Genomic DNA, 25226 nt, shown 5'->3' with positions numbered 1-25226 from the left:
GTGTGCCTTTGGTTCAGCGGCAGGATTGCGCCGGGGCGGTCCTAGCCCGGTTCGGCCTCAGCGGCCAGCCGTTCCAGCCAGGCCCGCGCCTGCTTGGGTTCGCCCACCGCTTGCGCGCGAACGGGGCCGCGCGCCGCGAGAAACTGTTCATGGAGAGCGAAGGGCTCGTCGATCATCAGCTGCTCACGCAGTTCCGCGATGGTTTCAGCAAGGTCGGTCAGTTCGGCGACGGCCTTGGCGGCGCGGGCACGGTCGTGGCGGTCCTGACGGTGATCGAACAGGCCCCAATTGCCCGCGGCGGTTTCCTTCAATGCCGCAATCAGCGCCTCGCGGTAGTCCGCTTCCAGCCCCTCGCGGCGGCGGTCGAGGCGTTCGAGACGGTCGGCACGGGCCATTGCATCATTCCTTCACAGCACACGCCAAACCCAAAGCTTGATACCGAGAGGATAGCGCGCGCCAGAGCAGATGAAAATGGAGCGATTCATCCAGTCATACGGGCCATCGGGCGCGATGAATTCGGGTACGGTGCGGAAATAGTAGGCGGCGGGGTCCACCTCTTCGCCGGCTGCGAGCCGCGCCATGACTTCGGGCGGGCCGTGGCGCAGGCCCTTGTTGCGGATCTGGATCACCACGCCGTCATCGGTTTCGAGCGCGTAGATCGCATCGGCAACAGTCACGCCATCGGGGCGGGTGAGTTGCCAATCGGCCGCATTGCCGATCAGCTTGCCCTTGATGCGCGGGCCTTCGACGCGGCCGCCGCCAAGGATGGGGATGATCCGCCGGGTGCCGTCGTAAGTCGTGCCGATGGCGACCGGCGGTTTGAGATCGCCGGTCGCTTCGTAGACGAATTCGAGGCCGGGTTTGATCACTTCGGCGTCGGCGTGTGGGCGATGGCGTGGAAGTAGCTCAGCACTTCCGGGGTCAGCCATTCGGGTTCGACCGGCGGGTTGTAGCTGAGCTTGACGATCACGGTGCGCGTGCTGGGATGGACATAGATGAATTGCCCCGCAAGGCCGACTGCGCTGAACGCGCCGGGTTCCTTGTCGACCTGCCAGGTCTGGTAGCCGTAGCCCTCGAACTCGGTCTTGCGGCCGGGCACCGGGGTGAAGGGGATCATCGTGGTCATCTGCTTGACCCAGCCGGCAGGGACAACCTGCTTGCCGTTTGCCATTCCGCCATCGAGCATCAACTGGCCGAGCCGCGCGAAATCGCGCAGCACCGCGTTGTAGCCCATGCCATTGAGCGCACGGCCCACGCCCGGCGGGCCATCGGCCATCCAGAACGCATCGGTTTCAGCGCCGAGCGGGCCCCAGAGGTGGCTGGCGGTGTAGGTCTCCAGCTTCTCGCCCGTCGCGCGCTCCAGAATCCAGCCGAGCACGGCGGTATCGAGCGTGGCGTAGTTGAACGTGCTGCCGGGCACGGTCTTCTTGCCGATGGTCACGGCAGGATCGGCAAAGCGCATCTTGTTGCGCACGATCGCGTTCATGTGGATCGTGGCGGCGAGGCTGGGATGCTCGCCGAAATCGTAGCGTTCCTCGTAATCGACGCCCGAGCGCATCTGGAGGATCTGGCGTATCGTGGCATCGCCGTAGCCGCCTGCCTTGAGTTCGGGGACGTAATCGCCCGCCTTGTCGTCCAGCGAGCGGATCTTGTGCTCATCAAGCGCGATGCCGACGAGCAGCGCGGTGATCGTCTTGGCCATCGAGAACGAGATGAAGTGCGTGGCGGCGCCCGACTTGTTGCGATAGTCCTCGAAGACGACCTTGCCGTCCTTCATCACCAGAAGCGCGTTGGTGAAGGTGCGGTCCGCCCAGCCATCATAGCCCATCGCCATGCTGCCCGTGCTGTGCGCTGGCATGGCAAGCGGCGCGCCATTGGCCAGCGGCCAAACCGGGCCGGAACGCGGCACCGCGCGGCTTTCGAACACCTTGTCGGTATCGCGGAAGGTGAAGCTGTTGACCGCCGGGTTCAGCCACTGCTCGCGCATCGAGATGACGGCGGCGGAGGGGCCGGCAGGCGCTGCGCTCTGGGCCGAGGCGGCGATGGGGGCCAAGGCAACGCCTGCAGCCAGAACGGCCTGCCAGAAGCGAACGGACATCTTATTTTTCCTCTCCGGTTATTGTTATATCCAATAGCAATAACCGGAGACTTGGAAAAGCCCTTTCAGGCGGCCAACCCGATTTCGGCCGCATTGGCCCAGTTGCCGTGGAGGCCGAAGCGCAGGCGGATTGGGATCTGCACGGTGGCGATGGGGCCTTTCGCCACTTGGAGCGCATCGAAGATGAGGAGGTCGCTGCGGTGTTCCTCCAGCCGGTTGCAGACTTGCAGGATCCAGCCGTCTCCTTCGGGCGCGCTCTTGCTGCGGGGGACGAAGCAGGGTTCCTGCAGGGACGAGACGGGGCCGCACCACCAGTGCTGTTCTGCGCCGGTTTCGAGGTCCTTGTGGAACAGGCAGTTCATGATGAGCCCGCCCGCGCTGCCGCCCTTGAGCTCGACCGGGCGGCGCACATCCATTTCGAGGAACCAGCCGTGGCGGGTTTTCTGTCCGGTGAAGCGATCATCGATGCGGGGAAATTCGCCCATCGCATCCGAAAGCTTGATGATCTCGGCGAAGTCCTCGCCATTGCTGGCCATGTCGACCACCCAGTCAGTGGGGTAGCTCATCGCTTCCATCCCGTTGAACGGCGCGCCGTGAACGTCAGGGAAGAACGGGAACATGTTGTTCTTCGCTTCGCAGGTGACGAAGTGGACTTTCGTGCCTTCCTGCCATGCGTTGAGCACGTGGCTGGCGAAGCAGTTGTCGCGCTTGAACCAGCGGATGTCGGCATCCGTCACCCCATCGCGGCGGGGGATGATCCCGAGGTAGACCGGCATCGTGGTATCGAAGCCGAAGTGGGGAAGGCCTTGCTCCAGCCGTTTCCAGCTGCCGATCGAGGGGACGATATGGAGCACGAGATAGTCCTCAGTGATCCCGAAATCGTGCATCATGCAGTAGTAAGGAACCTTGAACCACACCTCGCGGACGAGCTCGCCCTCGGGGCTGACTTCCATGTAGGTCACGTCGTCGGTGCACAGGCCGCTGGCGGCATAACCGATGGCGACCATGTTGCCGCTCTTCGGATCGACCTTGGGGTGGGCGGTGAAGGTCTGGCCGGTCATCTTGCCGCCGAACTTTTCGTAGCCATGGGTTTCCATGCTGGCCGGGTCCATCACGAGGCCGGGGCTGTCTTCCTTCAAGGCCCAAAGCTTGCCGCCGAAAACGAAGGCGTTGGTGTTGGCGGTGCCGCGGATTTCGCCTTTCACCGCCTCGTCGTCGGTCAGCGGATTGCGGTAGGCGCCGAACAGAGCCTTGCCAGCGGCGTTTTCCAGCTTCCACTTGTCGGTCTTCGCCCAGCGCTGGCAGAAATCGACCTGGCCATCGTGGATGTGGAAGCGGGTGATCATGCCATCGCCGTTGAAGGCGATATCGTCCCCCAGACGCGGAGGAAATTGCGGGTCGGGCTGGACGCGGAAGAACGCGCCGTTTAGCTCTTTGGGGATCGTGCCTTCGTGCACGAGGTCGGCAATATCCGCCTCGATCCGCGAAGGGGTGTTGAACCCGGTGAAGCTTGGGCTTGAGGGGAATTGGGCCATCTGGAGTCCTCTCTTCGCGCGTTTTCGCTTGGGTTATGATTGTAAGTGTTGCTAACGAATAGGCAAGGCGCAACTAGTGCCACGATTGAGGATGCGGCATTGATCAAGGACAAGTTTGCCGACGCTGTGACAGCACCGCCTCCACCGGAAGGCGATGCCGATATCGGCGCGATCAAGGACATTCTGGGTTTCCACATCCGCCTCGCGCACGGCGCCTGCCTCAGGCACTTCACCGAGACGTTCACTGATCTCGATCTGACGCAGAAGCAGGTCTCGGTGCTGTGGCTGGTCGACGATCATCCGGGTATCGCGCAGACGGACCTCGCGCAGCGCCTGCGCATGGACCGCGCGACGACGATGGCGATCATCAACCGCTTGCAGGCCAAGCATTTCCTGCGCCGCGACCGTTCGGAAAAGGACGGCCGCAAGCAAGCGCTGCATCTGGAAGAGCCGGGCAAGGCCATGCTGGCGCGCGCCAAGGCAGCCATTGGCGAGCATGAGGCCTGGGTGAAGAGCCGCTTCAGCGACAAGGAAGTGCGCCAGCTGATCGAACTGCTTTCGCGAATTCATGAATAGAAACGACCAGCATACACCCGTCATCCCGGACTTGATCCGGGGTTTGGCTGTTGGCGGCTGGCGCGGTGCTTGCGGCAAGAAGCCTAACCCCGGATCAAGTCCGGGGTGACGAAGAGAAGAGAAAAAGGGGCGGCCTCGTCCCACTGGGAGAATGACTGCCATGACCAATGATCCGCGCGAGATCATTCGCCAGACGACGATGAGCGCGGCGCAGTGGATTGCCGTCGTGCTGATGATCGCCTTGAACGCGCTCGACGGGTTCGACGTGCTTTCGAGCGCGTTTGCGGCACCGGGGATCGCCAAGGAATGGGGCATCGCGCGCGACGCGCTGGGCGTGGTGTTGGCGATGGAACTCGTCGGCATGGGGGTCGGCTCGATCCTGCTCGGCGGCGCGGCTGACCGGTTTGGCCGCCGCCCGACGATGCTTGGCTGCCTTGCCGTGATGGCGAGCGGCATGGCGCTCGCGACGACCGCACAGAACCCGCAGATGCTGGGGCTGTGGCGCTTTATCACCGGGCTTGGCATCGGCGGCATGCTGGCTGCCATCAATGCCGTCACGGCGGAGCTTTCCAGCGCCAAGGGCCGCAGCCTTGCGATGTCGCTGATGGTGATCGGCTATCCCTTGGGCGCGACCATCGGCGGGACGATTGCCGCGATGCTGCTCAAGAGCGGCGACTGGCGCGTGGTGTTCGAGTTCGGCGCGATCGCGACGGTGGTGTTCATTCCGCTGATCTGGTTCTTCGTGCCCGAAACCCCGGCCTATTTGCTGGCGCGGCGGCCCGCAGGCGCGCTGGAGCGGATCAATGCTTCGATGGCCAAGCTGCGTCTGCCCGGCATCACTGTGATGCCGCCGGTGGACGAGCGCAAGGGCGGGGCAAGCCTGCTTGATATCCTCAAGCCCGGCCTCATCGGCACGACGATGATCCTCACCGTGGGCTATTCGCTCCACGCGATCACCTTCTACTACATCCTCAAATGGTCGCCCAAGATCGTGGCAGACTTCGGATTTGCCGCACCGCAGGCCGCGAGCGTGCTGGTCTGGGCGAACATCGGCGGGGCAACCGGCGGTGGGCTGTTCGGCTTCCTGATGCACCGTTTCGGTATCAAGTGGCCCACTATCGCGATGCTGCTGCTGGGCGCTGCGGCAGTGGTCGTGTTCGGGCTGGGCGGCAGCGATACGACGCTGGTTGGCTGGCGCTTTGCCGTGTTCTGCACCGGCTTTGCCACCAATGCGGCGATCGTGGGCTTCTACAGCGCGTTCGCTCACGGCTTCCCGGCGCATGTGCGCGCCACCGGCACCGGCTTTGCCATCGGGGCGGGGCGCATCGGCGCGGCGGGATCGCCGATCCTCGCGGGCACGCTGTTCACCGCGGGCGGCCTCAGCCTGTTCACCGTTTCGGCGATCATGGCATGCGGTTCGGTCATGGCCGCAGCGCTTATGCTCATGCTTGCTCTTAGAGAGGCTGATTGAGCCCGAACCTGATTGAACCAAGCCGCCGCTTTGCCTATCGGCAGGGCAGACATTTTCCCCGGGGGAGGATTACCCATGAAGACCCGCGCCGCCGTTGCGTTTGAAGCCAAGAAGCCGCTCGAAATCGTCGAGCTCGATCTGGAAGGCCCCAAGGCGGGCGAAGTGCTGGTCGAGATCATGGCGACCGGCATCTGCCACACCGATGCCTACACGCTCGACGGGTTCGACAGCGAAGGCATCTTCCCCTCGGTGCTCGGTCATGAAGGCGCGGGCATTGTGCGCGAAGTGGGCGCGGGCGTGACCTCGGTGAAGCCCGGCGATCACGTGATCCCGCTCTACACGCCGGAATGCCGCCAGTGCAAAAGCTGCCTCTCGGGCAAGACCAACCTGTGCACCGCGATCCGCGCCACGCAGGGCAAGGGCCTGATGCCGGACGGCACTTCGCGGTTCAGCTACAAGGGCCAGACCGTGTTCCACTACATGGGCTGCTCCACCTTCTCGAACTTCACCGTCCTGCCGGAAATCGCGCTCGCCAAGATCCGCGAAGACGCGCCGTTCCAGTCCTCGTGCTACATCGGCTGCGGCGTGACGACCGGCGTCGGCGCGGTCATCAACACCGCCAAGGTGCAGGTGGGTGACAACGTCGTGATCTTCGGTCTCGGCGGCATCGGCCTCAACGTGATCCAGGGCGCGCGACTTGCCGGCGCCAACAAGATCATCGGCGTCGACATCAACCCCGACCGCGAGGAATGGGGCCGCAAGTTCGGCATGACCGACTTCCTCAATTCCAAGGGCATGAGCCGTGAGGACGTGGTCGCGATGATCGTCGCGATGACCGACGGCGGCGCGGACTACACCTTCGACGCGACCGGCAACACCGAAGTGATGCGCACCGCGCTCGAAGCCTGCCACCGCGGCTGGGGCACTTCGATCATCATCGGCGTGGCCGAAGCGGGCAAGGAAATCAGCACGCGTCCGTTCCAGCTCGTCACGGGCCGCAACTGGCGCGGCACAGCGTTCGGCGGGGCCAAGGGCCGCACCGACGTGCCGAAGATCGTCGATATGTACATGCAGGGCAAGATCGAGATCGATCCGATGATCACCCACGTCATGGGCCTCGAGGAGATCAACACTGCGTTCGACCTGATGCATGCGGGCAAGTCGATCCGCTCGGTCGTCGTGTTCTAAGGAGAGGCGAACTGATGTTTACCCATACCGTTCTCGGCACCAACGATGTCGAAAAGTCGCGCGCGTTCTACACTGCGGTGATGGGCGCGCTCGGCCATCAGGCCGTGCCGCTGCCGAACGGGACGTTGTTCCCCTCGGCCGCTGGGGCGCTGATGATCCGCACGCCCCTTAACGGGGAAGCGCACACCTGGTCGAACGGCTTCACGCAGGGCTTCTCCGCGAAGACCTTTGCCGAGGTCGATGCGTTCCACGCAGCGGGCCTTGCCAATGGCGGGACTTGCGAAGGTGCTCCCGGCGTGCGCGAGAACGCGCCCGGCAAGCAGTACGGCGCCTATCTGCGCGATACGGACGGCAACAAGATCTGCGCCTTCGCGCCGAACCCGAACGCCTGATCTTTTGACATGACCTTGAGCCCCCGTCGCCTCTGGCGGCGGGGGTTTCTCATGCGTGCCGTTCACGCAAGGCGCAGCAGCATTGCTCCGCAGGCGATGATGACCGCGGCGGCAATGCGGGCCGGGCCGACGCGTTCGCGCAGCACCAGCGCCGAAATCGCGGTGGCAAACAGGATCGAGGTCTCGCGCAGCGCGGCGACCATCGCGATGGGGGCCATCGTCATTGCCCAGAGCGCGATGGTGTAGGACACGATCGTGCCCAGCCCGCCGAACAGGCCGATGGGCCAGTTCTTGCGCACGTAGCCAAAAGCCGCGGGGCCGCGCGCGCGGAACGTCCAGACGATCATGGCGAGGCCGGTGAGCAGCGAGAGCCACAGCGTATAGGCCGCAGGCGTGCCCGAGGCGCGCGCGCCGGTGCCATCGATCAGGGTGTAGGCGGCGATGATCGAGGCATTGGTCAGCGCGGCGGCAAGGCCTGCTGGCTTCAGTGAACCCCGCGCGCCCGCCGCCATCGCGAGGATGCCGAGGCAGATCGTCCCCACGCCTACCCACGCAAGCACGGGGACCGCCTCACCCAGCCAGAAATGGCTGACCAGCGCCACCGCCAGCGGGGCACAGCCGCGCATCAGCGGATAGGCGAGGCTCATGTCGATCGTGCGGTAGACCCGCACCAGCAGGCCGAGATAGCCAACCTGCAGCAGCGCCGAGACGGCGAGATAGGGCCAGCTTGCCCGCGCAGGCACTGGCAGGAACGGCAGCGCGACCAGCGCAATCAGCGCCGCCCCGCCCATCACCAGCGTCGTCGAGAGCAGCGTATCGCCGCTCCCCTTGAGGAACGCGTTCCAGCTCGCGTGCAGCGAAGCCGCGAACAGGATCAGCGCGAAGACTGGCCAGTCTATCATGCGTGGTGGCCCGGCGCGGGGCCGCTCACATTGCCGAGATGCCGCCGTCCAGCTTGAGCTCTGCGCCCGTCATGAAGCGGCTCTCGTCGCTGGCGAGATAGAGCACGCCATTCGCGATGTCGTTCGGTTCGCCGACCCGGCCCAGCGGGATCTGGCGAGCGAGCTTGCCCATCACCACTTCCTTGGTGAGGTTAGCATTGGCGCTGATGCCATCGAGGATCGGGGTGTCGACGAAGGTCGGGTGGACCGAATTGCAGCGGATGTCCCACCCGCGCTTGGCGCAGTAGAGCGCGACCGATTTGGTCAGCATCCACACCGTCGCCTTGCTGGCGTTGTAGCCGGGCATCGTGTCGGACGCGATCAGGCCGGCGATCGAGCTGATGTTGATGATCGAGCCGGGCTGGTTGTCCTTCAGCAGCGGCAGCGCCTTCTGGCAGCCGAGGAATACCGAATCGACGTTGATCGCAAAGCCGCGGTGCCAGTCTTCCAGCGTGCAGGTCTCGATATTGCCGCGCACGCCGACACCGGCGTTGTTCACGAGGACGGACAGGCCGCCGAGCTTCTCCGCTGCCATGGCGATGGCCGCATCCCAGTCGTCCGCGCTGGTCACGTCGTGGCGCATGGCGAATGCGGTGCCTGCGCCTAGTTCGGCGTTGATCGCCTCGGCCTGCGCGGCGGCGCCTTCGCCGTTGATGTCGGTGAGCAGCACCTTGGCGCCCTCACGCGCCAGCAGCGCTGCATGCGCCGCGCCAAGGCCCTGTGCCGCGCCGGTAACCAGTGCCAGCTTGCCTGCAACTCTGCCCATTATGCCCCAATCCTCTCGTTTATTCTTTGAACCAGAGCGGGCTTAGCAGCATGAGCATCCGCACGTCGATGGCATAACCGGCGGCGCGCTTCGCTTCGAGAAACTGCGGCAGTTCTGCGCGCGGCACGTGAAGCACGGTGATCCCTTCGCCTTCGACGCCGCCGCCCGGACCGACCCGCTCAAGATCGTAGGCGCGAAACAGCGTGAAGGCTTCGGTGACCATGCCGGGGCTGGAGTAGTACTCGCCGAGGTTTTCCATCCGGCCCGCATGGTAGCCAGTTTCTTCCTCGAGCTCGCGGATGGCGGCCGTCGCGGCTTCCTCGCCTTCGCCGCCTGCGTCATCTCCGATCAGGCCTGCGGGCAGTTCGACGCACGGCCTGCCGAGCGGGACGCGAAACTGTTCTACCAGCACGACCTCGTCCTCGGGCGTGATCGCAAGGATCACCGCCGCCTTGATGCCCCGCGCACGGCTCACATACTCCCAGCGTCCGCGCGTTTTCGCGGTGATGAAGCGGCCCTGCCAGCGGATCTCTTCGGGTTGGTCACGGAACTCGTCTTCAAGGCTCATACTTCGATCACCCGGTCTGGCAGTTCGTTTTCATCATCGTCGGCGCGCGGCAGGTGCTCGGCCAGCACCGTGCCGACCTTGCCGATGGCCGCAACCATGCCTTCGCCGACATGCCCGGCGCGGATGGGGCCGAGCAGGGCATGCATGGCATCGCCCCAGACTTCGGGCGCGACTTTGCTGGCAATCGCCTCGTCCGCGATGATTTCCGCGCGGTGCTCGGCGAGCGAGAGGTAGATCAGGATGCCGGTGCGCCCGGTGGTCCGCCCCTCAGCGCCGATGCGGAAGCAGGTGAGCGCGCGGGCGTGAACGCGGGCGGCCTTGATCGGCGCGGGGGTGAGCGCGAGGCGCAAGGGGCGCCACGCCATGATCAGCAGCATGCCGAGGAACTTGAGCGCCGCGACAGTCAACGCGATGCCGAACACTTGCCGCGGCGTCCATTCATGCGCCCAGAGCCCGAGCACGCGCTCGATCAGGCCAAGGTAGAAGTTCGGCGCGAGTTCGAGCGCGGCGAGGGCGAGGAGGGCGATGGAGATGCTCCACGCCAGCGCGACATCGCGGTAGGCGTCCGACTGCGGGGTGACGATCGTGACGATCTCCCCCGCGCTGCGGGCTTCGGCAGCCGACACCGCCTCGGCGATTTGTTTGCGGTCCTGCTCCGTCAGCATGTTACCAGCTCCCCGAAGAACCGCCGCCGCCGAAGCTGCCGCCGCCGCCCGAAAAGCCGCCGCCGCCGCCCCAATCGGAGCCACCGCCACTTCCCCAGTCCGACCCGCCGCTGCTCCAGCCACCGGAGGGGAAGATCATCACACCGGGCGAACCATAGCGCCGCCCGCCGCCCCGCATCGCGCGGATGAAGGGGAGGACGAAGAACAGGAAGAAGATGATGAGGAACACGATCGTGCCGAAATCGAACCGCGGCTCCTTGGCCTTGCGCTGCGTCCGCTCGGCATTGGCCGCGACCTTGCGCGCCTCGTCCTCGGGCAGTTGCAGCTGCGCAATCAGCTGGTCGGTGGCTGCCATGATGCCGCCGGGATAGTCGTTTGCCTTGAAGCGGGGGACGACTTCGCGCTGGATAATCACGCTTGTCAGCGCATCGGTCAGGATGCCTTCGAGGCCGTAGCCGACTTCGATCCGCACCTTGTGTTCATTCGGCGCGACGATCAGCAGCACGCCGTCGTTGCGCTGCTTGTCGCCGATCCCCCAAGCGCGCCCGAGCCGGTAGCCGTAGTCCTCGATCTCGTAGCCTTCGAGGTTGGGGATCGTGGCGATCACGAACTGCCGCTGGGACTGCGTTTCCAGCCCCGCCAGCTTGGCATCGAGCGCGGCGATCTGATCAGGCTGCAGCAGGTGCGCTTCATCGACCACGCGCCCGGTAAGCTTGGGGAAAGTCTGCGCAGACGCTGGCCCCGTGAGGAAGGCCAGCGCCGCGATCAGAAGCAGGACAAGGCGTTTCATGGCCGGGGGCTCCTCGCCCCGAGGCTCAGTTCGTCGCCGCCTTGCTCGCGGGCGTCCCGGCGTTGTCGTTCGCCGCCGGAGCCGCAGCCGGTGCCGCCGGGCCGTCAAAGCTCACCGCAGGCGCCGTATCTGCGCCGGGGGTGGTCGCCTGGAAGGGCACCATCGGCTTGGCGCCATAGACGACCTTGGCGGCGATGATCGCGGGGAAGGTGCGGATCGTGGTGTTATAGGCCTGCACCGCCTCGTTGTAATCACGCCGGGCCACCGCGATGCGGTTCTCTGTTCCTTCAAGCTGGCTCTGCAGCGCGAGGAAGTTCGCGTTCGACTTGAGGTCCGGATAGGCCTCGACTGAGGCGAGCAGGCGGCCGAGGCCCTGCGAGAGTTGGCCCTGCGCGGCCTGATACTGCGCGATCTTGTCGGGATCGGTCACATCAGCGGCACTGATCTGCACCGAAGTGGCCTTGGCGCGGGCTTCGGTCACCTTGGTCAGGGTGTCCTGCTCCTGCTTGGCATAACCCTTTACCGTAGCGACGAGATTCGGGATCAGGTCCGCACGGCGCTGATACTGGTTCTGCACGTCGGCCCACTTGGCCTTGGCGGCTTCCTCGGCAGTCGGGATCGCATTGACCCCGCAGCCGGCAAGGCCAGCGGCGGCCAGGGCGACGAAAGCGAAACGGGAAAAGCGGGCAAGCAGCGAAGCGGCCATCGAAGTGAGTTCCCTATGGATCCCCGCCACGCAGGCAGCGGGATGGATCGCCGACAGATGTAGCGCCTCGGCATGACCGTTCAAGTGCTGCACCGGATCGGAGCATCGGACCACTTGTTACAAAGGTTTGCGAGTGGCACGAAGCGACTGGGTGAATATGCCTAACGGGAGAATAAATCATGGGCATGATGGGAGAATTCAGGGACTTCGTCGCGCGCGGCAACGTGCTCGATCTGGCGGTCGGTGTGATCATCGGCGCGGCTTTCGGCAAGATCGTCACCTCGTTGACCGAAGACATGATCATGCCAGTGATCGGCGTGGTGACCGGCGGGGTGAACTTCACCAACAAGTTCGTGGTGCTGGGCGCTGTGCCCGATACCTACACCGGCTCGCTGACCGACTATGCCGCGCTGAAGGCCGCGGGCGTGCCGATGCTGGGCTACGGTGCTTTCGTCACCGCGATCATCAGCTTCCTGCTCATGGCTTTCGTGATCTTCCAGATCGTGCGCGCGGCCAACAACATGATGCCCGCGAAGCCTGAGGCTCCGGCGGCGCCCGCTGGCCCGAGCGAGGTCGATCTCCTCACCGAAATCCGCGATGCGCTGAAGAAGGGCTGAGATCTGAAAGGGAAGGGGGATGCCCCTTCCCTTTCCGCCGCTGCGCTCCTATATCGGCCCTGCCGGTTTCGATCGGCTATGACGATAAAGTGTACCGTATAATAGGCGCAGCGGACCCGGGGGCGGTACCCGGCGGCTCCACCATCACCACCGGCTGCAACAGGCCGGGCTCTGTTGTCGCAGAGGTGTTGATGGGGCCGAACTAGGATCGACGTGTGTTGAAAAGCGGTGTTTTCGTCCGGGCTGAGTAACCCGTTAAAGGCTCAAAACCCACAAGTGCCAACGACAACGAAGCACTCGCTCTCGCGGCGTAATCTGACGGCTTAACGGCCTGATCTTACAAAGCTAAAGCGCGGTTGAACCCACCGGGCAACAGAAGGGAATTCAGCGGCTCGGGGAGGGCCGGGCAACAGAACCTCCCCACCCTTCATTCATCAGCGCTGGGATTGCCCACCCCTTGGCCCCTCCTGTATGCGGAAGGGGAGCAGGTTGGCGTCTCCTGAAAGCCCAAGTATGCCCTCCCGCTTGCGGGAGGGCCGCGAGACTTGGTGAACGCAGTGAACCTAGTCGCAGCGGGGTGGGCCGCTCAACCCTCGACCTCAACCGTCGCCGCCTTGGCCTCCCGCTCGTACTTCATCGCGTCCATGATCTTGGCGCCTGCCATGAACACCGCGACGCAGCTGGCAAGGAACAGCAGCTTGCCGCCGACGCCCGGATATTGCGAAAGGTAGATGTGTCCACGCTCTGCCGAACCCAAGGCGAGGGCGTAGATGATGGCGCTGGCCTCGAACCGGTTCTTGATGATGAACAGGCGGCTGATCTTGCGCAGCAGGGAAGGCTTTTTCTGCATCACGGGACTTCCTCCGCAACCTTCGTGCCAGATCAGCAATCGCACGGGCTACGCCCATGACATAGCCTGTGCCTTGTAAAGCACGGCGACATGCCATGGTAAAGCACGGCTTAACCCGTCTGCGGCAATGCGTGCCGTTTCAGGCCAGTTCGGAAAGTCCCAGCGCTTCGAGCAGCGCCGCGCGCGCTGCAATCACGCTGGAAGCAAGCGAGTCGCTGCCGAGATCAACAGGATCGATCTGTTCCGGCCAGGCCTTGGCAATCAGCTTTTCCAGAATGTCCGCGCGCGCCTCGGTCAGGAGGAAGCGCGGATCGACGGTGACAGGATCGGCGACAACGCGCAGGCGCAGGCAGGCGGGGCCGCCGCCGTTGGCCATCGACTGGCGCACGTCGACCGGGAGAACGCGGCGGATCGGGCCGTTCGAGGCGAGCATCGTGTCGAGCCACGCGCGCACCCGTGGGTGTTCCCACGCTTCGAGCGGGATGACGAGGCCCATCTCGCCCGAAGGAAGCGTGAGCAACTGCGCGTTGAAGAGGTAACTGGCGATGGCGTCAGCGAGGCTGACTGCACTGGTGGGAACGACCACGATCTCCGCTTCGGGCAGGCGCTGCCGGATCGCGGCGTAGGTGCCTTCGGGATCGGCAAAGGCCTCTTCGTGGGTGAACAGCACGCGCTCGTTGGCGACCGCGACGACGTCGTTGTGGAAGGCGCCCGCAGCGATGGCTTCGCCCGACTGTTCGACGAAAAGGCAGCGCGCCGGATCGAGCCCGTGGAGGCGGGCAACGGCGCGGCTCGCCTGTTCGTGCTGACGGGCGGGGAAGGCGCCGCCGGGCTTGCCATAGACGAAGATTTCGATGCCGGGTGCGGCGTGGCTCGTGCCCATGCGCATGTGGTTCGCCGCGCCTTCATCGCCAAAGCAGGCGGGTACGGCATCGTGGACCGCGAAATGCGCGGGATCGGCAAAGGCCACGCGCAGCTGGCGCACGGTGTCGGGCCATTCCTGCGAGCGGTGCGGCATGGTGACGAGGTTTGCCGCCGTCAGATGGCAGCGCCCATCGGCAGTGTCCGGGGCAGGGGAAACGGTGGCAGCGTTGGCCGTCCACATCGAACTGGCCGACCATGCCGCCGCGCGCAGGCGGCGTTCGGTTTCATCCGCAGGTTCGCCAAGACCCAGCGCGGCGATGAAGCCGTGGTTGGGGCGCGGCAGCGGGCAAAGCAGGCCCTGCGTGAGGCCGAGGCCAAGGTTGTGGCGCATCTTGCCCAAGCCCTGCAGTGCAGCGGCGCGGGGATAGGAGACGTTGCCGCCATGCTTGGCCGAAGCGAGGTTGCCGAGGCTGAGGCCGGCGTAGTTGTGGCTGGGTCCGACGATGCCGTCGAAGTTGATCTCGACCAGATTGCTCATTTGTTCGTCCTTCAGCGCGCCACATGCCAGACGGTATCGCCCGGGCCGACGCCAAGCGCCTGTGCGGCGTCCGGATCGAGCGCGATGCCGTCTCCATCGGCCATGATCCGCGCAAAGCAGCAGCGGAAATCGGCAAGACGGCCGGTGGCGACGAGGGCGCGGGCTGCGGTTTCGTCGGGCGCGCGCACTTCCGTTACCGGCACCGCCTTGGCCGAGGCGATCGAGTGCACCTTGTCGGTGCGCGCGGTCATTGTCGGGCCGCCGTCGAAGATGTCGAAATAGCCTTCGGAGGCGAAGCCCTCGGTTTCCAGCATGCGCATCGCGGCGCGGCCGCTGGGGTGCGGCAGGCCGATGGCGGAGCGCGCGGTTTCCGGCAGCATGGCAATGTAGACCGGATGCTTGGGCATCAGGTCAGCGATGAACTGGTTGCCGTTGATTGCGTTGAAATAATCGGCTTCCTGGAAGTTCATGCCGAAGAAGCGGCCGGCAACCCCGTCCCAGAAGGGCGAGCCGCCGCGCTCGTCGATCACGCCGCGCAGTTCGGCCAGGATGCGGTCGGCGAAGCGCTTGCGGTGCATCGCGATGAACAGGTAGCGGCTGCGCGCCAGCAGCATGCCGAGCCCGCCCGCGCGTTCGCCGGGGTGGAGGAACAAGCCGCCGACTTCGCTCGAACCTTCAAGGTCCGTCACCAGGTTGAGCATCTCGGCGCGGAAGGTGCGGCCCAGTTCCTTGGAATGCTGGGTCAGCGTGGCCATGCGGTAGGAATAGAACGGCCAAGTCTGCCCGACGCGGGTGAAGATCTGGCAGGTGCCGCGCACTTCGCGCGTGGCCATGTCCTCGAGAATAAGGACGAAGAGTTCATCGCGCCCGGTTTCCCGGGTGCCTTCGGGATCACCCTCTTCGGTGTTGGCGAAAGCGGCAGCGGCGCGCTCCAGCTTCGCGGTCAGCGCGCGGCGATCGGGCGGGAGGTTGGTGAAGCCGCCGCCGGTCAGCTTGGCCATCTCGTACAGATGCTCGAGATCCGCGGCGCGGGCCGCGCGGATGACATGGGTCACGGTTGTTATTCCCCTCCGGAGAGCCGGTGCAGCACGAGCGCCGACAGCGCGGCCCGCTCGGCCAGCGATGGCACGATCATGTATTCTTGCGGCGAGTGGATCGCCCCCCCGCGAACGCCCATCGTATCGACGACAGGCACGCCGAGCGCGGCGATGTTGTTGCCATCACAGACCCCGCCCGAGTTCTGCCAACGGATCGACTGCCCGAGCGCGGCACCGCACTTGCGGACGAGTTCGAACAGCGTTTCGGCCTCGGGCGTGAGCGGCTTGGGCGGGCGGCTGATCCCGCCGTGGAGATGGATGCTGACTTCGTGCGCCAGTTCCACCTCGCGCAGCAGAGGTCCGATGGCGGCGGCGAAGCGCGTGGCATCCTCTTCGCCGCGCGGGCGGATATTGAAGCGCAGGACCGCGTGATCGGGCACGACATTATTGGCCGAGCCGCCGTCGATGCGGGCGGGATTGATGGCGAGGCCATCGCCCGAGAGCGCCTTGAGGCCGAGCGCCAGATCGGCGGCGGCGACCACGGCGTTGCGGCCATCCTGCGGATTGCGTCCGGCATGGGCAGAGCGGCCCGTGACGATGGCGCTATAATTGCCGCTGCCGCCGCGTGCGCCGGCCAGCGTGCCATCGGGGAGGGCGGAGGGTTCGTAGGTCAGCGCAGCTGCCTTGGCGCGCGCGAGTTCGGCGATGAGGGGAGCGGAAGCGAGGCTGCCGGTCTCTTCGTCCGAATTGATGAGCACGTCATAGCCGACATAGGGCGAGACGAGGCTGGCTGCTTCAAAGGCCTTGAGCGCGGCGAGGATCACCGCGATGCCGCCCTTCATGTCGGCCGTGCCCGGTCCGCCAAGCGTTTCATCGTCAAGCCAGGTCAGCGTCTGGAACGGGTGGTCCGCCGGGTAGACGGTGTCCATGTGGCCGGTGAGCAGATAGCGGCGCGGTGCATGGGGACGGACGCTGAGTACCAAGTGCGCGCCGTGCTCGATCTGGACGGCGCGGCCATCGGCGGCGATGGCTTCGACAGGAGCCGCGGGAACAAGGCGAACCTCGCCCGGCAGCTCAGCAAACGCATCGGCCAGCAGCGCGGCTTGGCTGGCGAGACCGGGGATGTTGCGGGTGCCGGTGTTGATGGCGCACCACTGCTCCACATTCGCGAGCATCTGAGCAGCATCAATCCCCTCGACGAGGGCGGCCTCGGTGGCGGCAAGTGTTCCCATGTGCCCCCGCTCTAGCCTGCCCGTGCGCCGGGGTGAACCCCTAGCGGTGGAGGATTGTTTCATCTGCAACCGGAGCGCTTCCCGGAACGCTTCGTCATTCCCGCGAAGGCGGGAATCCAGGGCCAGATACGCTGTGTTTGCCGCTCTGGATTCCCGCCTGCGCGGGAATGACGAGGGGTGTGATAGGCGCTTGTCAGGGCAGGCGTTTGGGGTGACAATTCTTCCCCATGGTCCCGATCAATCTGCGCAGGCCCTTGCTTGGTCTGCTGTGCGTCCTTGGCATCACCACATCCTCGCTGCAGGCGGGGCTGCCCGATTTTCCGGCGGCGACGCACCCGGTGGCTGGGGATGAATGGCGCTTTGTCGGTGGGGATGAGGCGGGGACGTGGTTCTCTGCGCTCGCCGACATCAATGACACCAACGCAGGCCAGCTTGGATTTGCCTGGGCCTATGACATGGGCACCGAGCGCGGGCAGGAAGCGACGCCGCTGGTGATTGATGGGGTGATGTATACCTCCGGCGTGTGGGGCATCGTCTATGCGCTGAACGCCGCGACGGGCGAGGTGCTGTGGACATTCCATCCCGGCATCGATCCGGCCTCCGCACGCAATGCCTGCTGCGATACGGTCAATCGCGGGGTGGCGGTGCGCGATGGGGTGGTGTTCGTCGCCAGCGAGGACGGGCGGCTCCACGCGCTCGATGCCAAGACCGGCGCGGAAAAGTGGACGGCGGACACGATCATCGGCCGGGGCAAGAGCAGCTATACCTACGCCTCGACCGGGGCGGTGCTGCTGACCGGCGATTCCGTAGTGATCGGCAATTCGGGCGCGGACCTCGGCGATGGTTCGACGCGCGGCTATATCTCGGCGTGGGACATCAGGACCGGCGCATTCAAGTGGCGCTTCTTCACGGTGCCGCCTGCGCCGGGCCAGCCGTTCGAGCATCCCGAACTCGAGATGGCGGCGAAATCGTGGGCACCGGATCACGATGGCCGCTATCAGAACGGCGGCACCGTGTGGGACGGGCTTTCCTATGATGCCGAGACCGACCAGATCGTGTTCGGCACCGCCAATGCCTCACCCTATTCGCGGGTGAAGAGCGCGGCGGAGCGGCATGACGACCTGTTCAACGCCTCGATCGTCGCGGTGAACGCGAAGTCGGGGCGGATGAACTGGTATTATCAGGAAACGCCCGGCGATGCCTGGGACTATGACGCGGTGCAGAAGTTCGTCTTCGCAAATCTGCCGGTCGGCGGCAGCGAGACGCGCCGGGTGGTGATGCAGGCCTCGAAGAACGGATTCTTCTATACGCTGGACCTCAAGACCGGGAAGCTGCTGGCCGCCGATCCGTTTGCCTATGTGAACTGGGCCAAGGGCGTGGACCTTGCCACCGGACGCCCGCAGTTTACCGAGGTTTCGGATTATTCGGCCAAGCCCAAGAACGTCTACCCTTCATGGGCCGGGGCGCACACGTGGAACCCGATGTCGTTCAGCCCGAAGACCGGGCTCGTCTATATCCCGACGGTCGATCAGCCCAATGTCATGGTCAATCTGGCCGCGAACAAGGGCAAGCTCGAGCATCTCGAAGGCTTCTTCAATGCCAACGGGATCATCCCTGACGACACGTATGATGAGGCGACGCTGAGCCGCCTGTTCGGACCGCTGCCGACCAAGGCCGAGCTGCAGAAGGAGCGCGGCAAGACCTCGCTGGTGCGCGAAGTGCTCAAGGCTTGGGATCCCGTGGCCAAGAAGGTGGTGTGGGAACAGGTCACCTCCGACCGCAATCGCGGCTATGACGGGGGCGTGCTTTCCACGGCAGGCAATATCGTGGTGCAGGGGCGCGGGGACGGCACCTTGCGCGTCTACAATGCCACGACGGGGGCGCAACTCGCCTCGATTCAGACCGGATCGCATATCATGGCCGCGCCGATGACCTATCGGATCGGCGGGGTGCAATATATCGCGGTGCAGGTCGGTTATGGCGGGGTGGGGATCAGCTATCCGATCACCCCGGCAGACATTGCCTACAAGAACCGCAATACCAACCGCATTCTGGTGTTCAAGCTGGGCGGCGGGCCGGTGCCGCAGCCGGAGTTGCGGCCTGATCCGTTCACTTATCCCGCGCCGCCGCCGCTGCGGGCGACAGCGGCGAAGATCGCGCATGGCGAGGCGAAGTTCACCGAGTTCTGTTCGCGCTGCCACATGTTCGGCCCCGGCATCACACCGGACCTTTCGAGGCTCCCGCGCGAGATCCACGGGATGTTCAACGATATCGTGCTGGGCGGCGCGCTGGCGGGCAATGGCATGGCGCCGCTGGGCGACATGGTGAGCAAGTATGACGTGGAAGCGATCCACGCCTACCTGATCGATACGCAGCGCAAGGGGTATGAGGCGCAGCGGGGGAAGAAGCCTACTTCGTAAGCGCCCGGGCGATTTCGACAAACTCCGCCACGCTGAGCGTTTCGGCGCGGCGCTGGGGGTCTATGCCAAGTGCTTCGAGGGCATCGAGCGCTCCGGGAAGGCCCTTGAGCGATTGGCGCAGCATCTTGCGGCGCTGACCGAACGCGGCTTCGGTGACGCGTTCGAGCATCCGTGCCGAGACGCCTTCGGGCATCGCAGCAGGCTCGACATGGATGATCGCCGACATCACCTTGGGCGGCGGCGTGAACGCGCTGCGGTGGACGCGCATCGCGATACGGGCATTGCTGCGCCACTGGGCGAGGACGGCGAGGCGGCCATAGGCATCGCTGCCGGGGGCGGCGATGATGCGTTCGGCCACTTCCTGCTGGAACATCAGCGTGAGGCTGCGCCACTGCGGCGGCCAGTCCTGCCCGGAAAGCCAGCCGGTGAAGAGCGCGGTGCCGACGTTGTAGGGCAAGTTGGCGACGACGTGCCACGGCGCATCGAACAGTTCGGCGGGGGCGATCTTCATCGCGTCGCCTTCGATCACTTTGAGCTGGCCGGGGAAAGCCTCGGCAAGTTCGGCAAGCGCGGGCAGGCAGCGGCGGTCCATTTCGATGGCCGTCACGTTCGCGCCGCGGCGCAGGAGCGCGCGGGTCAGGCCGCCCGGGCCGGGGCCGACTTCGAGAACGTTTGCGCCCTTGAGATCGCCGGGAACGGCGGCGATGCGGGAAAGGAGTTGTTCGTCGAAGAGGAAGTTCTGGCCGAGCGCCTTGGTGGCGATGAGGCCATGACGCTGGACGACATCGCGCAAGGGAGGAAGGTCAGGAAGGCTGCTCATGCGGCGTTGGCGGCTCTGCGCGCGGCGCATTCGCCGGCCATGCGGATCGCGGCGATCGTGGCGCCGGGGCGGGCGACATTCTGGCCGGCAATGCCGAAAGCGGTGCCGTGATCGGGCGAAGTGCGGATGATCGGAAGGCCTAGCGTGAGGTTCACGCCTTCGTCGAAATCGAGCACCTTGATCGGGATGAGCGCCTGATCGTGGTACATGCAGATCGCGGCGTCATAGGTGGCGCGGGCTTCGGCATGGAACATGGTGTCGGCCGGAAGCGGCCCGCGCGCGTCGATCCCGGCGGCCTGCAGTGCGGCGATGGCGGGGACGATCACGTCGCGGTCTTCGGTGCCCATGCGGCCGTCTTCCCCGGCGTGGGGATTGAGCGCGGCGACGGCGAGGCGGGGCGTGGCAACGCCGAAATCGCGGGTGAGTGCGGCGGCGGCGATGGCCGATCGGCTGCGGATCAGTTCGGCGGTGAGCAATCCGGGCACGGCATGGAGCGCAACGTGGACGGTAATCGGCACCACGCGCAAGTGCGGCCCGGCGAGCATCATCACGGCGTTTTCGGGGGTTATCCCGCAGGCTTCGGCCACGAACTCGGTCTGGCCCGGTTGGTTGAAGCCGATGCGGGCAAGGCGGCTCTTGGCGATGGGGCCGGTGACGAGCGCGCTGGCCGCCCCCTGCTTGACGAGGCTGGTGGCGACTTCGAGCGCGCGGAGGGCGAGGGCTGCCCCCGCATCGTCGGGGCTGCCAGGCGTGTAGGGCGCGGCGCCAACATCGAGGACGGGAAGCGCATGAGGGAAGACGGCGGCAGCCTCATCCGGCGCGGCAATGGCGACGACCGGGATCGAGAGGCCGCGCGACTGGGCGGCCGCTGCGATCAGATCGCGGTTGCCCACGGCAAAGAACGGCGGAAGCGCCTCGGCATCGCTGAGCGCCCAAGCGGCAGCGATGAGTTCCGGGCCTACGCCGGCTGGATCGCCAAGGCTGATCGCGAGAGGAGGGGCATTCATCTGGCGGTACTAGCAGAGTGACGGGGGGAGGGTGAGGAGTTTGTGACCAGATCAATCCCCTCGTCATTGCGAGCGTAGCGAAGCAATCCAGAGCGCCTTGCGTGACGCTCTGGATTGCTTCGCTACGCTCGCAATGACGAAGAGTAAGGGCCTCAGTTGTATTCGATCACTGCGTCGCGGCGAAGGTCGCGCAAGTAGGTTTGCGCGCGCTTGTTGACGCGTTCGTCTTCCATCTGCGACTGGATGGCATCGAAGCTGGGGCCGCTTTCAACCTTGGGATCATCGCGGCCGCAGAGCATGAGCACGCGAACACCGTCTTCGATCGAGCCGAAGGGCGGCGTGGTTTCACCAACCGAAAGCTTGAGGATCGTGTCCTGCAGCGCTGTAGGCAGATCGCGCACGCGGATCTGATCGTTGGCGACGACAGTTGCGCCGAGCGCCACAGCAGCAGTATCGGCAGCGCCGCAGCCCTTGATATCCTTGACGACCTTGGCGAATTCCGAGGCCTTGCCGGCAGCGTCCTTTTCGGCGGTGCCCTTGGGGAACGCGATCGAGATCTGCTTGAGGCTGAGGATCGCATCGCGCGGATCGGCGGTGAGGACCTGACGCTTGTCGATCAGATAGAGCAGCGAATAGCCGCCCGCGAGTTCGATCGGGCCGACAAGCTGGCCGGGCGCCATCTGCGCAGCGGGCGTGGCGAGTTCAGGCGGCAACTGGGCGAGCCGGATCCAGCCAAGATCGCCGCCGACCGAGGCGCTCGACGACTGCGAATACTGGCGGGCATAGGCGACGAAGCTGCCGCCGCCCTTCAGCTGTTCAAGGATCTTCTGCGCGTTGGCCAGAACCTGCGGCTTGGTTTCCTGCGTGGCGGAGAGGTAGATTTCGCCGATGCGGTATTCCTCGGTGCCCTTGGCTGCGCTCATGCGCGCCATGACTTCGCGGACTTCGCCATCGGAAATGTTGATGAACGGCTGGACGTTGCGGCGGAGCAGGCGCTGCCATGCCAGTTCGCCCTTGATCTGGCGCTTGAGCGAGCCCGAGGACGAGCCGATCGAAGTGAGGTACTTTTCGAGCGCGGCGGGGTTCTGGCCGAAGTTCTGCTGTGCGACGCGGTTGAAGGTCTGGGTGACTTCCTCCTCGTCGACATCGGAGTTGGCGGCCTTGGCTTCCTGTATCTGCAGCGTCTCGTCGATCAGGTTGCGCAGGACCTGGAGGCGCAGGCGGTCCATTTCCTCGGGCGCGACCTTGCCGCCGTTGGCGCTGACAATGAGCGCGAGGCGCTGATCGACATCGGTGCCGGTGATGATTTCCCCGTTCACGATCGCGGTGGCGCGGCGGACGTGGGGATCGGCCTTGCCGAAGATGGTGGGGTTGGCGGGCAGATTGAGCGCGCCGCCGGCCAAGCCGTCTTCAGGTGCCGGATCGGGCAAGGTCTGCGCACTGGCAAGCGGGGCGATGGGGGCGATTGCAACGGCAAGGGCACCGAGAGCGAGCGCGGCGCGCGCCGAAACTGAGAGCAAGCGAAACCCGGTCTTCATGGCAGTACGATAATCCTGTCTATCAACTCCGCCCGGCGCATTCGCCGTGCGGCCCCCCCAGGCGGTCCATTTGCCGCCCCTCACTCGCATGGTTCGGCTGAACCTGAGGTGAGTGACGCGGCGATAGACCGATTGCAACGTTGTGGGAAGCAAAACGGAAGGAAAAGTAGGGGGAGCCATGGCTCATTTGCCCCCCATTTCCTAGTTGTTTCCGCGGCGGAGGTAATCCAGCGTTGCTCCGCTCCGGATCACTGACTGCGCGGGAATAGCGAAGGGATACGAGCGGATCGCGGGGCTCAACGCACGCCGAGGCCCTTGAACGCGATGTTGAACTGGATCGTGCTGCCGCGCGTCGCGTCGCCGTTGGTGATGTAGTCACGCCGCCAGGTCAGCGCGAGATCGAGGCAATCGTCGGCATAGGCGAAGCCGAGGCGGTGGCGCAGCATCTGGAAGCCGTCCTTGGTCTTGGTCGGATCATCCACGCGGTTGGTGAGGTTGGCAACCGCCGAGCCGAACACCGACCAGCGCCGCGCGAAGGCAACGCGAGCAGAAAAGCGGACCTCCTCGCGGTCGCGCAGATCCTCGAAGGTGGCGGGAATATCGCGGTTGAGGCGGAGGTAGCCGACTTCGGCATATGTGCGGTGATTGCCGATCGTCGCGTCAAATTCGTTGCGGCGAAGCTTCAGGTTGTCCTTGTCGAGCCGGAAGCGGTGGGTGAACTGGACGATGTCGCGGAACCGGAGGTCGGTGCGGCCGACGATATCCGAGGCGCGCGAGGAAAGGCCGGTGCCATCAGGCAGCAGGGTCTTCTGCGTGGACAGGCGGTAGCTCTGGCCCACGGTGGTGGAAACGCGCCAACCGGGCCGGGTGAACTGCCAGTCTGCGCCATAGGTTACGCGAACGCCGTCCTCGATGCGGTCGTAGCCGGGAAAGCGATTGAGCGAGAAGAGGTTGGAATCCTCAAGCTCGACCGAGCGCGAATCCTCGTTGAGAATGGCGAGATTGCGGATATGCGGGATGGCCACGAGCTGGACCCGCGGGGTGAACACCTGCGTGCCGCCGAAGGCCGAACCGATCAGCGGCCACTTGATATCGACCGCTGCGGTGGCGATGCCGCGGCCCTGCCAGCCAGGCACACCGCGGTAGAGCGCATTGGTGGTGAGCTCGTTCTGGCTGGAATGATAGACATCGCCGCGCGCAAGGGCGGTGAAGGTGATTTCCTGCCCCCAGCCGGTCAGCGTGCGCAGATCCCACTGGGCCTTGGCGAAGGCACGCTGGGTATCCTGCCCGCCCGTGCGGGTGAGGGCGAGGCTGTTGAGCTGGAGTTCAAGCGTGCCGCCGATGCTGGGCGGCGCGATGCGGCGGCGATATTCGATGGCCGGCAGCGCGATGGGGACAAGGCCCTGCCGATCACCGCTGCGCAGGGTCTGCACGGCCCAGCCGGCGAGGCTGAAGTAGCTGTTTGCGTCGATGCGCTCGAGATTGATGGTCGAGCGCAGCCGGTCGTCGCGGCTGATATCGTAGCGGCGCAGGAAGGTACGGTCGCTGGCGTAGCGGCCATAGCCGGTAAGGCTCCAGTTTTCGGAAAGCTGGAGGCGACCATTTGATTCGAAATAGCCGCGGAAGACCTGCTCCTGCGGATTGGCCCCGGCAACGTTGCTGCCGCCAATATCGATGCGAGCGCTGCGGGTGAGGTAGGCGGTGGCCTGAAAGGCGCCATGGTCCGTCAGCTGGCGATAGCGGGCCGAGACCATCGGCAAGGCGCCGGTGAAGACATAGCCGGTAACCGCGAGGTCCTTGTTGTTGGCAAGGCGCCAGTAATAGGTATCGTTGATTTCCGCGCCGTTGGCCGCGCTGAAGCGGAAATCCGGGATCAGCAGGCCGCTTTCGGCGCGAAAATCCGAAGTGTGTGCAAGGCCCGGCAGCGGCAGGATCGGCAGGCCGAAAACCCTCAGCAGCGCGCCCTTGTAATGGACGCGCTGGTCCTTGGCATCGTAGGTGACGGCGACGGCGGTAACTTCCCAGCTCGGCCGCTTGGCGCAGCCGTCCTCACCTTCGACCGAGCAGCCGGAAAATGCGGCATCGCGCAGCACCATATCGCCATTGGCAGCGCGGGTGCCGCTGCGCGCGGCAAGGCGCCCACCTTGGCGAAGGACGAGCAGCATGTCCTCGATCGCGCCAGCCTTGAGCTCGTCAGTCAGCTCGACCTTGTCGGTATAGAGGACATTGCCGCCTTCATCGACGAAGCGGATGTTGCCGCTCGCCTCGATCAGCCCGGACTTGCGGTTCCACGTGACGACATCGGCGCGCACGGTCTGATCGGCGCGGCGCAGCACGACGTTGCCGGTGGCGGTGACGGTTTCGGCGTCGCTTGCATAGGTGACGCGGTCTGACTGGAAGCGGATTTCCGGAGCGCTGTTGCTCGTGCTGCCTGCAGCGCTGGATGCCGCGCCGTTTGCCTCTTGGGGCGGAGACGCTGGAACCTCCTGCGCAGATGCAGGCGCTGCGGCGAGCGCGAGCACGCCGAACACGGCAAGAACCGGGCGGAAAGTGGCCACACACAGGGGCCGCAAGCATCTGGACAAGGCTTGCGAAGTCAAGGCTTGC

At 65.3% G+C, this 25226-nt stretch carries 24 protein-coding genes and 1 other RNA gene; 7 read left to right on the top strand and 18 right to left on the bottom strand.

Annotated elements, in window-relative coordinates; all coding sequences use genetic code 11:
• Positions 1–41: 41 nt before the first annotated feature.
• The 4 genes from NSE01_RS05330 to NSE01_RS05315 all read right to left on the bottom strand — a co-directional run bounded on the left by NSE01_RS05330 (position 42) and on the right by NSE01_RS05315 (position 3633).
• Entirely contained in the window at positions 42–395 is a 354-nt protein-coding gene (locus NSE01_RS05330) for a hypothetical protein (protein ID WP_147158596.1), read from the bottom strand.
• 12 nt (positions 396–407) lie between these two features.
• Entirely contained in the window at positions 408–869 is a 462-nt protein-coding gene (locus tag NSE01_RS05325; protein ID WP_246135044.1) for a DUF3237 domain-containing protein, read from the bottom strand.
• Positions 866–2098 carry a serine hydrolase domain-containing protein gene (locus tag NSE01_RS05320; RefSeq protein WP_147158594.1) on the bottom strand — a complete coding sequence of 411 codons (1233 nt, stop codon included), beginning with the start codon at positions 2096–2098 and terminating at the stop codon, positions 866–868. The genes NSE01_RS05325 and NSE01_RS05320 overlap by 4 nt, the downstream gene beginning before the upstream one ends.
• A 65-nt stretch (positions 2099–2163) precedes the next feature.
• Positions 2164–3633, bottom strand: a complete 1470-nt coding sequence (locus NSE01_RS05315; protein ID WP_147158593.1) for a lignostilbene-alpha,beta-dioxygenase — start codon at positions 3631–3633, stop codon at positions 2164–2166.
• A 99-nt stretch (positions 3634–3732) separates the two neighbouring features.
• On the opposite strand from NSE01_RS05315, the gene NSE01_RS05310 reads away from it, so the two are divergent.
• The 4 genes from NSE01_RS05310 (at position 3733) to NSE01_RS05295 (ending at position 7260) form a co-directional block, all read left to right on the top strand.
• Entirely contained in the window at positions 3733–4209 is a 477-nt protein-coding gene (locus NSE01_RS05310) for a Saro_0803 family transcriptional regulator (RefSeq protein WP_147158592.1), read from the top strand.
• 160 nt (positions 4210–4369) lie between these two features.
• Positions 4370–5680: an MFS transporter gene (locus NSE01_RS05305; RefSeq protein WP_147158591.1), complete on the top strand. Its 1311-nt coding sequence runs from the start codon at positions 4370–4372 to the stop codon at positions 5678–5680.
• 75 nt (positions 5681–5755) lie between these two features.
• The gene (locus NSE01_RS05300) at positions 5756–6868 is read left to right on the top strand and encodes an S-(hydroxymethyl)glutathione dehydrogenase/class III alcohol dehydrogenase (RefSeq protein ID WP_147158590.1); all 1113 of its coding nucleotides are present in this window, start codon (positions 5756–5758) and stop codon (positions 6866–6868) included.
• Positions 6869–6882: 14 nt separating this feature from the next.
• Positions 6883–7260 (top strand): VOC family protein, encoded by a 378-nt coding sequence (locus tag NSE01_RS05295; RefSeq protein WP_147158589.1) that lies wholly within the window; start codon positions 6883–6885, stop codon positions 7258–7260.
• A 62-nt stretch (positions 7261–7322) separates the two neighbouring features.
• Here NSE01_RS05295 and NSE01_RS05285 read toward each other — a convergent pair whose 3' ends face one another.
• Genes NSE01_RS05285 through NSE01_RS05260 form a run of 6 tightly spaced genes read right to left on the bottom strand, consistent with a single transcriptional unit; the run spans position 7323 to position 11696 of the window.
• Positions 7323–8162: an EamA family transporter gene (locus NSE01_RS05285; protein ID WP_218033249.1), complete on the bottom strand. Its 840-nt coding sequence runs from the start codon at positions 8160–8162 to the stop codon at positions 7323–7325.
• A 25-nt stretch (positions 8163–8187) separates the two neighbouring features.
• The gene (locus tag NSE01_RS05280) at positions 8188–8967 is read right to left on the bottom strand and encodes an SDR family oxidoreductase (protein ID WP_174811997.1); all 780 of its coding nucleotides are present in this window, start codon (positions 8965–8967) and stop codon (positions 8188–8190) included.
• 19 nt (positions 8968–8986) lie between these two features.
• On the bottom strand, positions 8987–9535 hold the full coding sequence (locus NSE01_RS05275) for an NUDIX hydrolase (protein WP_147158587.1): 549 nt from the start codon (positions 9533–9535) through the stop codon (positions 8987–8989).
• Positions 9532–10200 (bottom strand): TPM domain-containing protein, encoded by a 669-nt coding sequence (locus tag NSE01_RS05270; protein WP_147158586.1) that lies wholly within the window; start codon positions 10198–10200, stop codon positions 9532–9534. The genes NSE01_RS05275 and NSE01_RS05270 overlap by 4 nt, the downstream gene beginning before the upstream one ends.
• Position 10201: 1 nt before the next feature.
• Positions 10202–10990 carry a TPM domain-containing protein gene (locus NSE01_RS05265; RefSeq protein ID WP_147158585.1) on the bottom strand — a complete coding sequence of 263 codons (789 nt, stop codon included), beginning with the start codon at positions 10988–10990 and terminating at the stop codon, positions 10202–10204.
• A 25-nt stretch (positions 10991–11015) separates the two neighbouring features.
• Positions 11016–11696: a LemA family protein gene (locus NSE01_RS05260; protein WP_147158584.1), complete on the bottom strand. Its 681-nt coding sequence runs from the start codon at positions 11694–11696 to the stop codon at positions 11016–11018.
• Positions 11697–11881: 185 nt separating this feature from the next.
• Here NSE01_RS05260 and mscL point away from each other — a divergent pair, with 185 nt between their 5' ends.
• Both mscL and ssrA read left to right on the top strand, forming a co-directional pair.
• Positions 11882–12313, top strand: coding sequence for a large conductance mechanosensitive channel protein MscL (gene mscL, locus NSE01_RS05255; RefSeq protein ID WP_170233771.1), 432 nt, complete (start codon positions 11882–11884; stop codon positions 12311–12313).
• A 22-nt stretch (positions 12314–12335) separates the two neighbouring features.
• Positions 12336–12700, top strand: a transfer-messenger RNA (tmRNA) gene (gene ssrA / locus NSE01_RS05250).
• Positions 12701–12899: 199 nt separating this feature from the next.
• On the opposite strand, the gene NSE01_RS05245 is transcribed toward ssrA, so the two are convergent.
• The 4 genes from NSE01_RS05245 to NSE01_RS05230 form a co-directional block, all read right to left on the bottom strand.
• A complete protein-coding gene (locus tag NSE01_RS05245) occupies positions 12900–13145 on the bottom strand; it encodes a hypothetical protein (protein ID WP_147158717.1) in 246 nt (81 codons plus the stop codon).
• Positions 13146–13302: 157 nt separating this feature from the next.
• The gene (locus tag NSE01_RS05240) at positions 13303–14565 is read right to left on the bottom strand and encodes an N-succinylarginine dihydrolase (RefSeq protein ID WP_147158582.1); all 1263 of its coding nucleotides are present in this window, start codon (positions 14563–14565) and stop codon (positions 13303–13305) included.
• A gap of 11 nt (positions 14566–14576) precedes the next feature.
• Positions 14577–15620, bottom strand: coding sequence for an arginine N-succinyltransferase (locus NSE01_RS05235; protein WP_147158581.1), 1044 nt, complete (start codon positions 15618–15620; stop codon positions 14577–14579).
• A 5-nt stretch (positions 15621–15625) separates the two neighbouring features.
• Positions 15626–16834, bottom strand: a complete 1209-nt coding sequence (locus NSE01_RS05230; protein ID WP_147158580.1) for a hydrolase — start codon at positions 16832–16834, stop codon at positions 15626–15628.
• A gap of 227 nt (positions 16835–17061) precedes the next feature.
• Between NSE01_RS05230 and NSE01_RS05225 the strand changes: the two genes are divergently transcribed.
• Entirely contained in the window at positions 17062–19254 is a 2193-nt protein-coding gene (locus NSE01_RS05225; RefSeq protein WP_147158579.1) for a PQQ-dependent dehydrogenase, methanol/ethanol family, read from the top strand.
• Here the strand turns inward: NSE01_RS05225 and rsmA are convergent.
• From rsmA to NSE01_RS05205, 4 genes are all read right to left on the bottom strand, one after another.
• Positions 19244–20074, bottom strand: a complete 831-nt coding sequence (rsmA, locus tag NSE01_RS05220; protein WP_147158578.1) for a 16S rRNA (adenine(1518)-N(6)/adenine(1519)-N(6))-dimethyltransferase RsmA — start codon at positions 20072–20074, stop codon at positions 19244–19246. The genes NSE01_RS05225 and rsmA overlap by 11 nt on opposite strands.
• Positions 20071–21081 carry a 4-hydroxythreonine-4-phosphate dehydrogenase PdxA gene (pdxA, locus tag NSE01_RS05215; RefSeq protein WP_147158577.1) on the bottom strand — a complete coding sequence of 337 codons (1011 nt, stop codon included), beginning with the start codon at positions 21079–21081 and terminating at the stop codon, positions 20071–20073. Before pdxA ends, rsmA begins: the two co-directional genes overlap by 4 nt.
• A gap of 152 nt (positions 21082–21233) precedes the next feature.
• A complete protein-coding gene (locus NSE01_RS05210; protein WP_147158576.1) occupies positions 21234–22619 on the bottom strand; it encodes a peptidylprolyl isomerase in 1386 nt (461 codons plus the stop codon).
• Between the two features lie 296 nt (positions 22620–22915).
• Positions 22916–25177 carry an LPS-assembly protein LptD gene (locus NSE01_RS05205; RefSeq protein ID WP_307725965.1) on the bottom strand — a complete coding sequence of 754 codons (2262 nt, stop codon included), beginning with the start codon at positions 25175–25177 and terminating at the stop codon, positions 22916–22918.
• Positions 25178–25226: the final 49 nt, after the last annotated feature.

This window comes from Novosphingobium sediminis, from assembly GCF_007991615.1.
GTDB classification, from domain to species: Bacteria; Pseudomonadota; Alphaproteobacteria; order Sphingomonadales; family Sphingomonadaceae; genus Novosphingobium; species Novosphingobium sediminis.
The sequence above is the reverse complement of the archived record's forward strand: the minus strand, read 5'-3'. Positions and strand labels throughout refer to the sequence as shown.

What these genes read in the sequence shown, in the direction of transcription:
- NSE01_RS05330 (WP_147158596.1), bottom strand. Translation starts at nt 395, where the DNA reads ATGGCCCGTGCCGACCGTCTCGAACGCCTCGACCGCCGCCGCGAGGGG.
- NSE01_RS05320 (WP_147158594.1), bottom strand. Translation starts at nt 2,098, where the DNA reads ATGTCCGTTCGCTTCTGGCAGGCCGTTCTGGCTGCAGGCGTTGCCTTG.
- NSE01_RS05315 (WP_147158593.1), bottom strand. Translation starts at nt 3,633, where the DNA reads ATGGCCCAATTCCCCTCAAGCCCAAGCTTCACCGGGTTCAACACCCCT.
- NSE01_RS05305 (WP_147158591.1), top strand. Translation starts at nt 4,370, where the DNA reads ATGACCAATGATCCGCGCGAGATCATTCGCCAGACGACGATGAGCGCG.
- NSE01_RS05300 (WP_147158590.1), top strand. Translation starts at nt 5,756, where the DNA reads ATGAAGACCCGCGCCGCCGTTGCGTTTGAAGCCAAGAAGCCGCTCGAA.
- NSE01_RS05295 (WP_147158589.1), top strand. Translation starts at nt 6,883, where the DNA reads ATGTTTACCCATACCGTTCTCGGCACCAACGATGTCGAAAAGTCGCGC.
- NSE01_RS05285 (WP_218033249.1), bottom strand. Translation starts at nt 8,162, where the DNA reads ATGATAGACTGGCCAGTCTTCGCGCTGATCCTGTTCGCGGCTTCGCTG.
- NSE01_RS05280 (WP_174811997.1), bottom strand. Translation starts at nt 8,967, where the DNA reads ATGGGCAGAGTTGCAGGCAAGCTGGCACTGGTTACCGGCGCGGCACAG.
- NSE01_RS05275 (WP_147158587.1), bottom strand. Translation starts at nt 9,535, where the DNA reads ATGAGCCTTGAAGACGAGTTCCGTGACCAACCCGAAGAGATCCGCTGG.
- NSE01_RS05270 (WP_147158586.1), bottom strand. Translation starts at nt 10,200, where the DNA reads ATGCTGACGGAGCAGGACCGCAAACAAATCGCCGAGGCGGTGTCGGCT.
- NSE01_RS05265 (WP_147158585.1), bottom strand. Translation starts at nt 10,990, where the DNA reads ATGAAACGCCTTGTCCTGCTTCTGATCGCGGCGCTGGCCTTCCTCACG.
- NSE01_RS05260 (WP_147158584.1), bottom strand. Translation starts at nt 11,696, where the DNA reads ATGGCCGCTTCGCTGCTTGCCCGCTTTTCCCGTTTCGCTTTCGTCGCC.
- mscL (WP_170233771.1), top strand. Translation starts at nt 11,882, where the DNA reads ATGATGGGAGAATTCAGGGACTTCGTCGCGCGCGGCAACGTGCTCGAT.
- NSE01_RS05240 (WP_147158582.1), bottom strand. Translation starts at nt 14,565, where the DNA reads ATGAGCAATCTGGTCGAGATCAACTTCGACGGCATCGTCGGACCCAGC.
- NSE01_RS05230 (WP_147158580.1), bottom strand. Translation starts at nt 16,834, where the DNA reads ATGGGAACACTTGCCGCCACCGAGGCCGCCCTCGTCGAGGGGATTGAT.
- NSE01_RS05225 (WP_147158579.1), top strand. Translation starts at nt 17,062, where the DNA reads ATGGTCCCGATCAATCTGCGCAGGCCCTTGCTTGGTCTGCTGTGCGTC.
- rsmA (WP_147158578.1), bottom strand. Translation starts at nt 20,074, where the DNA reads ATGAGCAGCCTTCCTGACCTTCCTCCCTTGCGCGATGTCGTCCAGCGT.
- pdxA (WP_147158577.1), bottom strand. Translation starts at nt 21,081, where the DNA reads ATGAATGCCCCTCCTCTCGCGATCAGCCTTGGCGATCCAGCCGGCGTA.
- NSE01_RS05210 (WP_147158576.1), bottom strand. Translation starts at nt 22,619, where the DNA reads ATGAAGACCGGGTTTCGCTTGCTCTCAGTTTCGGCGCGCGCCGCGCTC.